The following is a 13,660-nucleotide window of genomic DNA, read 5'->3' on the forward strand; positions in this document are numbered from 1 at the left end:
CAAAGAGGGAAAAAGAAAAGCTGAGAGCATATCATGGTTAAGAGATAATATGGAATATAATTCGGATGGAACCGCGAAAATAACAAAGAATATTAACCCTTCAGAAGAGTGGTTTTATGTTGAACTACTTTGGAGTATTGGACCTGAAGCAGAAATAATAGAACCTGATTTCATAAAAAATAAGCTTATTGAAAGGGCTAAATCAGTGATAACAAAATATCATGACTTGTAGCTTAATTTGTATTTAATTTTATACTACTAGGCTGGATTGCTGCATAGATAATTGTTCCTTTATTCAACTAAAGAGTGCGATTGTGCCATAAAATAGATAAAAAATAATCAAACTTATTTCAAATCCACAACGCATGATGTTCCTATTAGCCACGAATTGTATTTATCTTCCTAAGTCTATTAAAACGCCAATATCCCCTACTATTGGTTTAGAAAGTAGGGGATATTTTTTGTAAAAGATTTACCGTTTTTTCTCAAAGCACTACATTACATTTAGAAAGAATAACGTTTTTTTACACTTGGGGGTAGTCGGAATTCTTAAGTTGATGGGCATGTGGCGATATCCCTTATTAACAATTTAATCTTTTATTCTAGAAATTTAAATTATATCAGGATGTTATTATGAATAACCTTTTCCTCTAAAATACTCTACACGCTTATCTACTCGTCGTTTCTTTTTATATTCCGTAGTCATAAGCAATGCACCTATTACAAACAAACTATTACTCACAATGATCCAAAACATAGATAAATGTTGCGTTGTCAATAAACTAGGAAAAATTGCAACACACATGAAAAAAATCCGATGAAAGAACACTGCTATACAAACAGATAATGTAGTTAATAAAATTAAGAAAAAAGAAATAAATAGTTCCATATTAAAAAAACGCCACTGATATTCTTCATAAAAGTAAGCTATAATTTGTATTCCACATCCTAAAAATCCTAGCATATGACCAAAAACATGAAATTTATATCTATCTTGTTACCTTCCCAGTTTCACAGCTAAACTTATAAGAGTACCCGTTACAACTCCAATCAATATAAATACTGCTACGTACCATAATGGTCTACCGATAGAAATGTCTACACCATAAAAGCCATAGAGCATAAGGGTTATACATACTCCTATCATTATAGTAGACAAAAAAACATCATATTTTTTATATAGAAATTTCTTTTGCAAAATCAACGAACTTATTAACATACAAGTACATGCTATTAAAGCAATATAAATAAAAACCCTCAAATCTCTCCCTCCCACATAGTAAATTTTACCATAATATTAACCTAAGTCCTATATTCATGGGATCCCTAATAGAGATAACAGTAAGATCTATGATGTAAACAGTGAAATGACTTCCGATAACAAGAATTATTTGAACACAAAAGTCCCCCAGTTAAAGAATCTGGAGGACTTTTAATAGTCTTCTAAATACATTGAATCCCGATAATTAGAGCTTATGTAAACTGGGTATGTATAGTGTATTCACTTAAAAAAACATTACCTAGCCCAAAATAAAGAAAATTTAATTATAAGAATAACTTGATAGAAAAACATGATATGATAAAAATAGTCCAAAAATTATAAATTTAAATACAATTAACGGTGAGAGAGGCTTTCTTTATGACAAACAGAAGGTCTTTTATCGGTAATGATTTTAAGGGAATAACACCTAATTAACTATAAATGGTAGAGGTATTCTCTAAATTCGAAAGGGGAAAATTTATGATTAAAACCGCTGTGAAACTTGTAGAATTAAATGCAGAAAACTGGTATGAATGTTGTGAATTAGAGTTATCCGATGGACAAGCAGAATATATTGAACCAAATGCTATTTCAATAGCTCAATCAAAATTCGAACCAACTTTAAAACCTTATGCAATTTATTGCGAAGAAAAAGTGGTAGGATTTTTAATGTTTAATTCTGAAATGGAAGAACTTGATGGGTATTGGGTATATAGAATAATGATTGATAAGAAATTCCAAGGTAATGGTATAGGGAAAGCAGCAACTAATTTAATGATTGAAGAAATGACTAAATTACCAAATGCAAAAAAAATAGTAGTAGGTTATCATCCTGAAAATAAAGGGGCTCATTATTTGTATTCGAGTTTAGGTTTTGTTGATAATGGTGACAGGTTTGGTAAAGAAATGGCGGTTATAAGATATATAAATGACTAAGAAATCAATATAAAAAAGAAAAATTCAGAGTCACATATAGGGAAGGGTTTGCTTTTACTTCCGATAACACTGATTATGTGAAAAGAGAGTAGTCCGTAATCATGTTAATAATGTAATGCAAAAACTAAGAGTCAAAGGATTTCACAAACAGTTATCATGTTTCTTCGTATAGCGTAATTTCAATTATAATGATTAGGCCAACTTTGTAGAAAAAGTTGGCTGTTTTTTCTACTGTCTTTCGTTTTATCCCGATATTTTAGGACAGTAAAACTCCCATCTCAAAATTTAGCGAAGGCTAAGAAGTTAGGTGGGAGATGAAGAAAAACCCCACTGATTAAAGTTTTACTTTATACCAATGACAGTAATGTTTAGAGACGGAGGGGGGATTATGCTGCGAATGCATAGTTAATTTACTATAAGCACTACACCGAGCCGGATACTTTCGGATTTAACAACATTGCAAAATCAACCATGTATTTTCAAAGTTTCTTTGCAATAAATCCTCTTTTTTGATCCAGAAATACAATAGACCAGTGTCTCCCCAATCCATTTCAGACTCATCGTTCGTATCAAGTTGTAACAGTAACATCCAATCTTGAGGACTACCGGATAAACGCTTTATTTCTTTATCTGAAGGGTATCCATTTCCTAAAGAGATTCCGTTTGTAACAAGATGACACTCTTCAGCCATTTCTTCTGATTGTATAGCTTGTGCGGAGCCGAGTAAATGATGCAATCCATCGATATACAATTCTTCTATTTCTTTATAAAGATCCCATTCATCATCATGTGATAAACCTGTTTCACCGACTTTTTCTTTTGCTAATGTCCACGTTTCTTGAAATGAAATGATTGAAGGAGGGAACACTTCTGTTTGAAGTTCTCGTCGTTTTAGCTTTTCTATATTTTCCGTGTACATAACGCGGTGTCCTCCGGTATCCCTTGGATCAAATCCCCACGGTTGTTCTTCTGCGTCATAAAAGAAATACAACATGCCTTTTGTAGGTAGTGGGTTTCCTCTGTGATAGGATTGTACTTCTTCTAAATTCAGTTGCCCAATAAAGTGTAGCGGTATGTCGTTATATGTTGGAATCTTTAATTCATCAGGTAAATCTGGAAAACCTCCTAATTTTGACGTTCCGATTGCTATTTGCTCATCAGATCCTTTACGTAGATGAATTTGAATTGCTCGGTCAAGAGAATTTAAAATATGCTTTTCTAGATGAATGGCATTATACTTTTTGAGCGCATTTTGTAGAGTTTGTTTCATTATGTATCACCTCATTTTTATTGTACAACAATTTGGTGATATTTTCTGAATAAGGAAGAAAATATTGAAAATTATGTTAAAATATCATTAGCATGGAAAAAGGAGGAATATTTTATGACAAAAGATCGTCTTGCCCAAGTAGATTTAACGAAAAAAATGGAATCAAAATCAAAGTATAATAAGAAACTTGAGAAGTATCAAAGGCGCTTATTAGCGCTACAGCAAATTTTACAAAAAGAAAAAATAGCTGTTATCATGGCCATGGAAGGTTGGGATGCAGCCGGAAAAGGGGGAGCGATTAAACGAATTACTGAGCATCTTGATCCGCGTGGATTCCAAGTAAATCCAATTGGTGCGCCTGCTCCTCATGAACAACGTTACCACTATTTGCAACGCTTTTGGCGGAAAATTCCCCAGTATGGTCAAATTACTATTTTTGATCGCTCTTGGTACGGTCGTGTATTGGTTGAGCGTGTAGAGGGTTTTGCTACAAAAGAAGAATGGACGAGAGCATACGATGAAATCAATGATTTTGAAAAATTATTAACGGATGATCATTACATAGTAGCAAAATTCTTCTATCATATTAGTAAAGATGAACAACTGGCACGATTTAAGGATCGGGAGAAAAATCCTCTGAAGAGATGGAAAATTACAGATGAAGATTGGCGCAATCGTGAAAAGTGGGATGAATATGTCCGGGCAATGGAAGAAATGTTTGAGAAAACAGATAAACCGAATGCAAGCTGGAATATTATCGCTAGTAACGATAAATTATATGCACGTGTGAAAACATTGAAAGTGATCATTTCATTAATTGAAAATTATTTTATAGAGCATGGAATCGAATTACCATCATACTATCATGAAATGAAAAAGGAAATGCAAGAGGAAAGCGAACAAGTACAAAATTAAATTATGTCCTCTTCACCATAAGAAGTGTACGCAAAAAATGAAGAATATAATCGGAAATTGATGATTTTGTTTATGCCCATAAGTGAAGTTTATTCTTGTGAAAACTACATAATTATGCTAAGATTTATGTAACTTTTAATGAACGGAGGGGTCTCCTTTGATTTTAATCAGATTACGTCTCAATACTTTGTGCCAATAATTGAATAGCGCTCAAAGGCTCTGTCTGTGTACAGAGTGAACGGGATTGGTCTGCCTATTTTAAAGGAACCCTTTATTGAACAGATATGTGAAAAGAGGGAGGGACGAATACGCCCTCTTTTTGTTTTGCCTTTATAAATAGAATGATGTGGTATATGTGTATGCTTCCTTGAATACGTATATCATTTGGGACTTATTGACCATGTAGCAATTTGAAAGCAATGCTTTCTTTTGTTTATTTGGTGTACTCTCATCCGTTTGCAAAAAGCACAGGCAGTGACCTGTGCTTTTTATTTTACGTAATCGAAATGGAGGAATTAATGTATGGAAGAACTAGTGCAAAAAGCGATATTAGTTGGAGTAAATTTAAATAATGAAAGTGATTTTGAATATTCGATGGAGGAGTTAACAAATCTTACGGAAGCGTGTGATGTGGAAGTTGTAGGGCGAGTTACACAAAATTTGCACCGCGTGAATCCATCACATTATATTGGAAAAGGGAAAATTGAAGAAGTTTCTACTTTTGTGAAGGAAGCAGATGCGAACATGGTGATCTTTAATGATGAACTATCACCTTCGCAAATTCGAAATTTAGAAGCTGATTTAGATTGTAAAGTCATTGATCGTACAATTTTAATTTTAGATATTTTTGCGCAGCGTGCGAAGACAAAAGAAGCACAGTTGCAAGTTGAAGTAGCACACCTGCAATATATGATGCCACGTTTAATCGGTCTTCGTGAATCTTTAGGAAGACAGAGCGGCGGCGTTGGTACGAAAAACAAAGGTGTCGGTGAGAAGAAATTAGAATTAGACCGTCGTAAAATTGAGGAACAGATTGCAGCGTTAAATAAAGAGTTAGAAGCGCTTGTCGCACAGCGCCAAACGCAGCGCAAACAACGTAAGAAAAATGAAATTCCTGTTGTTTCCTTAGTAGGATATACAAATGCGGGTAAGTCAACGATAATGAATACGATGCTGGAGATCTTTAACGGTTCTACCGAGAAACAAGTATTTGAAAAGGATATGTTATTTGCGACGCTGGAAACGTCAGTGCGAAATATTGAACTTCCAGATAATAAATCATTTTTATTAACAGATACAGTTGGGTTTGTAAGTAAATTACCGCACCACCTTGTGAAAGCATTCCGTTCTACATTAGAAGAAGTAGCGGAGGCAGATTTATTGATTCATGTAGTGGATTATGCAAATCCAAATTATGAACAATTGATTGAGATTACAAACCAAACTTTAAAACAAATTGGTGTTGAAAATATTCCAACGATCTATGCGTATAACAAATCAGATATGATGGATGTTGAAATCCCGAAAACTCAGGAGGATCGAGTGTATCTATCTGCAAAACAACAAATTGGGATTGAGGAACTTGTAGAAATGATTCGTTCGCACATATACAAAGAGTATACAAAGTGTGAGATGTTAATTCCGTATAATCAAGGGAAAATGGTCTCTTATTTCAATGATTATGCACATGTTACATCTACGACTTATGAAAATGAAGGTACGAAAATTTCACTTGAATGTAAGACGAGTGATTTTGAAAAATATAAACATTTTGTCATTTAAAATGAAAAAGACATTGATTTTATTTGGAATTTTTAGTTATACTAAAAGTAGCATGAATGAAATGAAAAGAACGGAAGGGTGACCCAATTACATGAAGTACTAATCCTATTTACGAAAGCAAACAATTGAAGGTTTTTTAGCATACGATAACGCTGTTATTTGTGATGCCTTCAATTTGCGTTTTTCAGAATAGGATGGGACTTCTATAGTTGGATCTAAAAGGGATAGTCTCTTTTGGTATGCACCTATAAATGATTGATGCCTCCTATTCTGAATGGATATAGGGGGCATTTTTTGTCTCCTAGATTTGATAAAAGGAGATGTTACTATGTTTTTATTAGAAGCTAATTGTATAAAGTATTATGTAAAGGATCGTTTATTATTAGATATAGATCAACTACAAATTCAGCAAAATGCTCGAATTGGGTTAGTAGGTAGAAATGGAAGCGGGAAAACAACGTTATTTCAAATGTTAGCTGGGGAAATTTCTCCAGAAGAAGGAAATGTTATTCAACGTACTAAATGTGAACTTTTACCGCAACTTAAACGGACGGATACAACGAAAAGTGGTGGTGAAGTGACGCAAGAATATATTCAAAAGGTTTTTGTGAAAGACCCAGAACTTTTACTAGCAGATGAGCCGACAACAAATTTAGATACAGAACATATCGAATGGTTGGAGAAGAAATTGAAAAAGTGGCAAGGTGCATTTGTTGTTATTTCACATGACCGTGCGTTTTTAGATGCTCTTTGTACAACTATATGGGAATTGAATGAAGGAAAGATAAAAGAGTATACAGGCAACTATAGTGATTATGTAAAACAAAAAGAAATAGAGCTTCATCAAGAACAATTAGCTTATGAAACATATGAAAAAAAGAAAAAGCAGCTAGAAGAAGCAATGAAACTAAAAGAGAAAAAAGCTGAAAGAGCAACAAAAACGCCAAAAAAAGTAAGTAAATCCGAAGCGAGAATTACAGGAGCAAAGCCATACTTTGCCAAAAAGCAAAAGAAGCTACAAAAAACAGCATCGGCCATTGAAACGAGGTTAGAAAAGCTTGAAAAGGTAGAAAAAATAAAAGAAATTCCACCGCTTAAGATGAACCTGCCGAATGCGGAAACGTTTAAAAATCGGATTATTCTTCGAGTAAAAGATGTAACAGGTAAAGTTGGTGAGCGTGTACTTTGGAGCAAAACGAGTTTTCATATTCGAGGTGGGGATAAATTAGCGATTATCGGCTCAAATGGAAGTGGGAAAACGACACTTGTAAAAATAATTATGAATCAAGAGTATGGCATTAGACTTTCACCAGCTATGAAAATTGGTTATTTTAGTCAAAATTTAAACATATTAGATACAGAAAAATCAATTATCGAAAATGTCCAGTCTTCTTCCAAGCAGGATGAAACACTGATCCGAACGGTTCTTGCGAGAATGCATTTTTTCAGAGATGATGTTTATAAGCCTGTAAGGGTTTTAAGTGGCGGTGAACGAGTGAAAGTAGCGCTGACGAAGTTATTTTTAAGTGATATTAATACTTTAGTGTTAGATGAACCGACGAACTTTCTCGATATGGAAGCTGTTGAAGCGTTAGAGTCTCTTCTAAAAGAGTACGAAGGAAGTGTAATCTTTGTCTCACATGATCGCCGGTTTATTGAAAATATTGCTACACGAATTTTAGCAATTCATGATCAAGAGATTAAGTTATTTGATGGAACGTATCAGCAATATAAACTCAATCAAGTGGAAAAGACGCGAGATACGAAAGAAGATCAGCTTCTTTTACTTGAAACAAAAATATCGGAAGTACTAAGTCGCTTAAGTATTGAACCATCTGAAGATTTAGAAATAGAATTTCAAAAACTTTTAAAAGAAAAAAGAGAATTATAATTAAATTTTATTTAGAAAATAAAAAGTACATTACGACTAATGGAGTGATGTACTTTTTTTCTGAGCTAGATGTTGTTTCTTGTTTTTGCCACTATGCAGATAAAAATACTAATAATGTGAGTGAGAGTGCAACAATTTCTTTTGTCCTTTCTTCATAGTTTTCATGCTTTGCCTTCATTTCTGTCTAAGTATAAAAGAAGAAAAAATCGCTATAATTAAAACTGGTAATTCTTATATAAATATAATAGAGTAAATGATTTATATAAAATCGAAGTTGTGTTACTGGAAAAAGAGATAAAACCATTATAGAATAGGAAATGTTTCAAAAATCAGAAATTAGTACAGTAAGTGTACGGTTTATAAGTTGTATTTTCTGTTTTTAGGGAAGGAGAGAGTGAACTATGCAGGCAGTGTCAAAGGAAAATACAGTGGATTCACCGACGATTTATCGTATTTTATTTGCGATTAGTTTCGGCCATTTTTTAAATGACTCGATGCAGGCTGTTGTACCAGCGCTATTTCCTATTCTGGAAAAGTCGATGAATCTATCTTATATGCAAGTAGGGTGGATTGCATTTGCATTAAATATGACGTCATCGATTATGCAACCTGTATTTGGGATGTATTCAGATAAGAAGCCGTCGCCATTTCTACTGCCACTTGGTATGTTTTCAAGTATGCTTGGGATGATTGGACTTGCGTTCGCGCCAAACTTTATTATCGTTATTATCTCTGTTTTATTTATTGGGTTAGGATCAGCGGTCTTTCATCCAGAGGGAGCACGGGTTGCTTATATGGCAGCAGGTACAAAGCGTGGTTTGGCACAATCGATTTATCAAGTAGGAGGAAATACAGGGAATTCTCTTGCACCCATTTTTACAGCGTTAATTTTTGTTCCGTTTGGGCAAATTGGATCACTGGGATTCACAGCTTTTGCAGCAGTAGGTATTGTGCTATTAATTTTTGTTTCAAAATGGTACAAAAATGAGTTAGTAAATGGTGCGGTGCGAAGAAAGAAACGAGCTGCACTTGATGCTGAGAATGCAATTGTAAGTACGCATATTAAATTTGTAATCGTTCTTCTTGTTTTCTTAACCTTTGTTCGTTCTTGGTATGGAGCTGGCATCGGGAATTTCTATCAATTCTATTTAATAGAGCATTACGGTTTGTCTATTAAAAATGCGCAGTACTTTGTATTTGCATTTATGATTGCTGGGGTGCTTGGTACATTCTTTGGTGGGCCTTTGGCCGATCGATTTGGTAAGAAAAATATTATCGTATTTTCAATGCTAGGTTCTGCACCGCTCGCACTTTTATTACCGTATGTTTCTCTCGCATGGGTTGTACCATTATTTTTATGTATTGGTTTTATTAGTTCTAGTAGCTTTAGTGTTATCGTTGTATATGCACAAGAACTTGTCCCGGGAAAAGTTGGAATGGTGTCAGGCTTAATTGTAGGTCTTGCGTTTGGCCTTGGAGCGTTAGGGGCTGTTGTTCTTGGGAAGTTAGCAGACGTGTATAGTCTGCAATTTATTATGGTATTATGTAGTTGTTTACCGTTAATTGGTCTTACGTCATGGTTATTGCCAAGTGATCGAAAATCACGATAGAATAGGGGATGCGCTATGAAACTATGTCATAATGTTACAGAATTAATTGGAGATACACCAGTCGTACGATTATCACGATTTGTTCCAGAAGATGCAGCTGATGTATATGTGAAATTAGAAATGTTTAATCCGTCTCGTAGTGTGAAAGACCGCGCTGCGTACAATTTAATTCATATGGCGGAAGAACAAGGTCACATTAAGCCAGGTGATACGATCATTGAACCAACTAGTGGGAATACAGGAATTGGTTTAGCAATGAACGCAGCTGCGAAAGGATATAAAGCCATTTTAATTATGCCAGATAATATGTCAAAAGAACGGATTAATTTACTTAAAGCATATGGAGCTGAAGTTGTTTTGACGCCAGCAGAGCAAAGAATGCCAGGAGCAATTGCAAAAGCGATAGAATTACAAAAAGAAATACCAAATAGTTTTATTCCACAGCAATTTGAAAACCCAGCAAATCCGAATATCCATCGTTATACAACAGCTCTTGAAATTTATGAGCAAATGGATGGAGAGTTAGATGCTTTTGTAGCAACTGCGGGAACAGGTGGAACGATTACAGGAACAGGAGAAACTTTGAAAGAGAAACTACCAAATATATATATTGCAGTAGTTGAACCAAAAGGATCTCCCGTTTTATCCGGGGGTGTGCCCGGGCCTCATAAGTTAGTAGGAACAAGCCCAGGGTTTATTCCTAAAAATTTAAATACAGAAGTGTATGATGAAATTATTCAAATTGCAGATGAAGAAGCGTTAAGTACAATGCGAAATTTAGCAAGACAAGAAGGCCTATTAGTAGGTCCATCTTCAGGAGCTTCCGTGTATGCTGCAATCATGATAGCGAAACGATTAGGTGCGGGTAAGAAAGTATTATGTATTGCACCTGATACGGGTGAGCGGTATTTAAGTATGGGATTATTTGAATAAGATATATTGAGAGAGTATGCATGGTGTATACTCTTTTTTTATTATAAAAGGTAAATTAAGGTTTAATATAGAAATGAATGAATATAAGCAAAGGAGAAGGAAGTAGTTTTAGGGAGGAAATAGAATGCAGTTAATAGATAAAGCAATAGAAATGACAGCAATTTATAAGCAAAATCCGAAAATAGAGGCAATTATTTTGGCAGGATCTGTAGCAAGGAAGTTACAGGATGAACATTCAGATATTGAATTACATATTTTATGGTCTGCATCGCCAGCGGATGAAGATCGTCAAAAACCTATTAAAAGCATTGGTGGAACTATTTTGTCATATCATCCTTATGAAGAGGAAGAATGGTCAGAAACATATTTGACGACAGAAGGGATTAAGCTAGAAATTAGCAACTTTTTAACAACGACAGTTGAAAAGTTTATTTCTGATGTAGTAGATAAATATGAGACAGATTATGAGAAACAATGCATCGTATCATCGATTCATGATGGTGTGAGTTTATACGGAGAAATGAAAGTAAATCAGCTAAAGGATAGAGTTGCAGAATATCCAGAGGAACTAGCGAAACGAATGATTATGGAAAATCTTTGGTTAAGTAATCGCTGGCATAATCGCGAGGCACTTTTGGCACGAAAAGATTGGCTTATGCTTTATGATATCATTTGTGAAGTGCAAAGAGATTTATTTGGTGTTTTATTTGGCTTAAATAAACTGTATGTGCATCATCCAGCTTTTAAGTGGATGTCTTATAATATTGAACGCATGAAAGTGAGACCTGAAAATTTGTATGAGCGTTTAACGGATACGTTATTAGGAAATCCCGAATATAGTGTGAAAGAATTAGAATTGCTAATTCAGGAAGTGTTACATTTGGTTCATACATATACTCCAGAACTAAATATTGATGAACAACAAAAACTTATTCAGTATGTAAAGTAGAAAAAGAAGAGATGTAACGATAAGTGAAGTTACATCTCTTCTTTTTTATTTTATTAATTTTCCTAGCACAGGTAAACGCTGAATACGATCACCGAGAATGTGTGAAGCCAGACCACTTTTTAATACGAAAGTAAGATAAACCAATCCTCCAACTGCGCCGCAGATGATAACGATGAGTAATGATTCGATATAAGGTTGTCCAGGGATTAGCCATCCGACAATCGCCTTTAATCCCATTACAACAGCAGACATTGCTGCTGAATAAATTGTAATAAGGAATACTGTTTTAGCTGTTTCTGCAATATCAAACTTTGCAAATTTGACAATGTAATATAGCATCATGATATCAGAAACGAGATATCCAAGAATCGTTCCAAGTACTGCTCCATGTCCACCTAATAAGTATATAAGTGGTGTGTTCGCGATGATTTTTACAAGAATACCAATGGAGAAAGCAATCATTGTTTTTCTCTGATAATCAATTCCTTGTAAAATAGCTGCTGAAACTGTGAAAATGGCACTTAATACGGCTGATGGTGCATAAGAGATTAAATATTGTGATCCGCCTAAAGCTGTATCAGGGCTCATATATACCATGCGGAATGAATCGTATGCAATGCTGGCGAGTCCAAAGGCAGCAGGGATTGTAAAGAATAATAACAATTGGAAAATTTTTGTGATCTGTTCTTGTAGTTCATCAAGTTTTCCACTTGTAAATGATTTTGTAATTGCTGGAATAATCGTAAGGGAAAATCCAGTTGCAAGTGAAGCGGGAATCATAATTAATTTTTGAGCATAGTTCGTTATATAAGCAAATATCGCATTTGCTGTTTCAAGCGGTGTTCCGATTGCTCTTAATGCATCGGCTACAGTATATTGATCCACTAATGTATAAAGTGGGATAGCAATCCCTACAAAAACAATTGGGATTGCATAACGAAGTAGCTCCATATAAATGCTTCTTAACGAAATGTTTGAAGATCGTGTTTTTAATTCGCCCGCAGGTGGTTTTAAGTGATTATATTTTTTCCAATACATAATTAAAATCGAAATACTAGCAATTGCTCCGATAACCGCTCCAAATGTAGCGACTGCAACAGAAGAAGCTACAGAACCGCCTAGTAATTTTGAAACGATAAAACTACCTACTAAAATGAAAACGACACGTGCAATTTGTTCTACAACTTGAGAAACAGCACTTGGTTTCATATGTTGAAATCCTTGGAAATATCCACGTGTGACACTCATTGCTGGAACAAGAATGAGCGCAAAGCTTAATGCTCGCATTGTAAGTGTTACATCAGCGATAAACTCCGGATCTGGTGTTTTGGAACGAATAATAAACTGAGATACATAAGGAGCTCCGATAAATAAGATTAAAAATCCGGCGAACCCCATGAGTATCATCAGTTTTATACTGGAGTTATACAGTTTTTTACTTGTGTTATAGTCACCTAATGCATTATATTTAGCCACAAATTTCGATACGGCAATCGGAATGCCAGCCGTTGAAAAACTAAGTAAGATACCATACCAAGAATATGCATATGCGTATAGGGCAACCCCTTGTTCACCAACTAATAGTTGAAAGGGGAAGAAGTATATAAAGCCTAAAATACGCGAAATCATTGTGGCACCACTTAGTAAAGCAGTTCCTTTTAAAACTTTTGAAGTAGACAAAGTTTTTCCTCCTACTCATGCTGCGTTACAATCATCTTATACTACTATAAACCTGTCGGTATATTTAATAAAGGATAAACCATAAGTGTTACAATAGTATTCATCCAAAAGTCATATTTTGAATTTTTATTATGAAAAAATAGAAATCTGATACATAAATATTCAAAAAATTAGTTGACACTATTTTTAATGTATGATAAAAATGGTAGTAATCAATTCGGAAAATAATATTTGAGCAATGAAAGGGTAAAGTAATGGAAATCTCCCTATATCAGAGAGCTGATGGTTGGTGTGAATCAGTATATAGATTATTCATGAAGTTCGTCCTGGAGCATCTTTCATAAATCTCACGTTGTGAAGAAATGAAAGACGGTAGTGTATACCGTTATCAAATAAAGTGGTGAAGAATTTTTCACAACTAGGGTGGTACCGC

11 protein-coding genes, 1 pseudogene and 1 other annotated feature (1 of these 13 cut by a window edge) are annotated in these 13,660 nt (G+C 34.5%); of the genes and pseudogenes, 8 read left to right on the plus strand and 4 right to left on the minus strand.

Going from position 1 to position 13,660, the window contains the following annotated elements:
* Positions 1-232 (plus strand): annotated as a pseudogene (locus tag BLV40_RS06740) (WYL domain-containing protein); the annotation flags it as partial.
* Positions 233-631: 399 nt separating this feature from the next.
* Here BLV40_RS06740 and BLV40_RS29075 read toward each other — a convergent pair.
* Together BLV40_RS29075 and BLV40_RS29595 are read right to left on the minus strand one after the other, a co-directional pair.
* A complete protein-coding gene (locus BLV40_RS29075; protein WP_244525341.1) occupies positions 632-964 on the minus strand; it encodes a hypothetical protein in 333 nt (110 codons plus the stop codon).
* Between the two features lie 33 nt (positions 965-997).
* Positions 998-1,123, minus strand: a complete 126-nt coding sequence (locus tag BLV40_RS29595; RefSeq protein ID WP_280138892.1) for a hypothetical protein — start codon at positions 1,121-1,123, stop codon at positions 998-1,000.
* Positions 1,124-1,741: 618 nt separating this feature from the next.
* Between BLV40_RS29595 and BLV40_RS06750 the strand changes: the two genes are divergently transcribed.
* Positions 1,742-2,197, plus strand: a complete 456-nt coding sequence (locus tag BLV40_RS06750; protein WP_000597922.1) for a GNAT family N-acetyltransferase — start codon at positions 1,742-1,744, stop codon at positions 2,195-2,197.
* 448 nt (positions 2,198-2,645) lie between these two features.
* Here BLV40_RS06750 and BLV40_RS06755 read toward each other — a convergent pair whose 3' ends face one another.
* Positions 2,646-3,467 (minus strand): YwqG family protein, encoded by an 822-nt coding sequence (locus BLV40_RS06755; protein WP_090688343.1) that lies wholly within the window; start codon positions 3,465-3,467, stop codon positions 2,646-2,648.
* A 114-nt stretch (positions 3,468-3,581) separates the two neighbouring features.
* Between BLV40_RS06755 and BLV40_RS06760 the strand changes: the two genes are divergently transcribed.
* The 6 genes from BLV40_RS06760 to BLV40_RS06790 all read left to right on the plus strand — a co-directional run bounded on the left by BLV40_RS06760 (position 3,582) and on the right by BLV40_RS06790 (position 11,547).
* Complete coding sequence (locus tag BLV40_RS06760) at positions 3,582-4,382, plus strand: polyphosphate kinase 2 family protein (protein ID WP_026592052.1); 801 nt, start codon at positions 3,582-3,584, stop codon at positions 4,380-4,382.
* A 522-nt stretch (positions 4,383-4,904) separates the two neighbouring features.
* The gene (gene hflX, locus BLV40_RS06765; protein ID WP_090688348.1) at positions 4,905-6,164 is read left to right on the plus strand and encodes a GTPase HflX; all 1,260 of its coding nucleotides are present in this window, start codon (positions 4,905-4,907) and stop codon (positions 6,162-6,164) included.
* A 328-nt stretch (positions 6,165-6,492) separates the two neighbouring features.
* Positions 6,493-8,055, plus strand: a complete 1,563-nt coding sequence (locus BLV40_RS06775) for a Vga family ABC-F type ribosomal protection protein (protein ID WP_026592049.1) — start codon at positions 6,493-6,495, stop codon at positions 8,053-8,055.
* Between the two features lie 401 nt (positions 8,056-8,456).
* Complete coding sequence (locus BLV40_RS06780; protein ID WP_090688351.1) at positions 8,457-9,665, plus strand: MFS transporter; 1,209 nt, start codon at positions 8,457-8,459, stop codon at positions 9,663-9,665.
* A gap of 15 nt (positions 9,666-9,680) precedes the next feature.
* Positions 9,681-10,598 carry a cysteine synthase A gene (gene cysK / locus BLV40_RS06785; RefSeq protein ID WP_026592047.1) on the plus strand — a complete coding sequence of 306 codons (918 nt, stop codon included), beginning with the start codon at positions 9,681-9,683 and terminating at the stop codon, positions 10,596-10,598.
* Between the two features lie 124 nt (positions 10,599-10,722).
* The gene (locus BLV40_RS06790; protein WP_090688354.1) at positions 10,723-11,547 is read left to right on the plus strand and encodes a DUF4037 domain-containing protein; all 825 of its coding nucleotides are present in this window, start codon (positions 10,723-10,725) and stop codon (positions 11,545-11,547) included.
* A gap of 45 nt (positions 11,548-11,592) precedes the next feature.
* On the opposite strand, the gene BLV40_RS06795 is transcribed toward BLV40_RS06790, so the two are convergent.
* A complete protein-coding gene (locus tag BLV40_RS06795; protein WP_090688357.1) occupies positions 11,593-13,227 on the minus strand; it encodes a putative polysaccharide biosynthesis protein in 1,635 nt (544 codons plus the stop codon).
* Between the two features lie 229 nt (positions 13,228-13,456).
* Positions 13,457-13,660 (plus strand) — a binding site (T-box leader); it runs 19 nt beyond the window's last position.

Source organism: Bacillus sp. 166amftsu (assembly GCF_900107445.1).
In the GTDB taxonomy this organism is placed as follows: domain Bacteria; phylum Bacillota; class Bacilli; order Bacillales; family Bacillaceae_G; genus Bacillus_A; species Bacillus_A arachidis.

Coding starts and splice junctions, on each gene's coding strand:
- cysK (WP_026592047.1), top strand. CDS start 9,681: ATGAAACTATGTCATAATGTTACAGAATTAATTGGAGATACACCAGTC.
- BLV40_RS29595 (WP_280138892.1), bottom strand. CDS start 1,123: ATGCTCTATGGCTTTTATGGTGTAGACATTTCTATCGGTAGACCATTA.
- BLV40_RS06790 (WP_090688354.1), top strand. CDS start 10,723: ATGCAGTTAATAGATAAAGCAATAGAAATGACAGCAATTTATAAGCAA.
- BLV40_RS06780 (WP_090688351.1), top strand. CDS start 8,457: ATGCAGGCAGTGTCAAAGGAAAATACAGTGGATTCACCGACGATTTAT.
- BLV40_RS06760 (WP_026592052.1), top strand. CDS start 3,582: ATGACAAAAGATCGTCTTGCCCAAGTAGATTTAACGAAAAAAATGGAA.
- hflX (WP_090688348.1), top strand. CDS start 4,905: ATGGAAGAACTAGTGCAAAAAGCGATATTAGTTGGAGTAAATTTAAAT.
- BLV40_RS06775 (WP_026592049.1), top strand. CDS start 6,493: ATGTTTTTATTAGAAGCTAATTGTATAAAGTATTATGTAAAGGATCGT.
- BLV40_RS06755 (WP_090688343.1), bottom strand. CDS start 3,467: ATGAAACAAACTCTACAAAATGCGCTCAAAAAGTATAATGCCATTCAT.
- BLV40_RS06750 (WP_000597922.1), top strand. CDS start 1,742: ATGATTAAAACCGCTGTGAAACTTGTAGAATTAAATGCAGAAAACTGG.
- BLV40_RS29075 (WP_244525341.1), bottom strand. CDS start 964: ATGCTAGGATTTTTAGGATGTGGAATACAAATTATAGCTTACTTTTAT.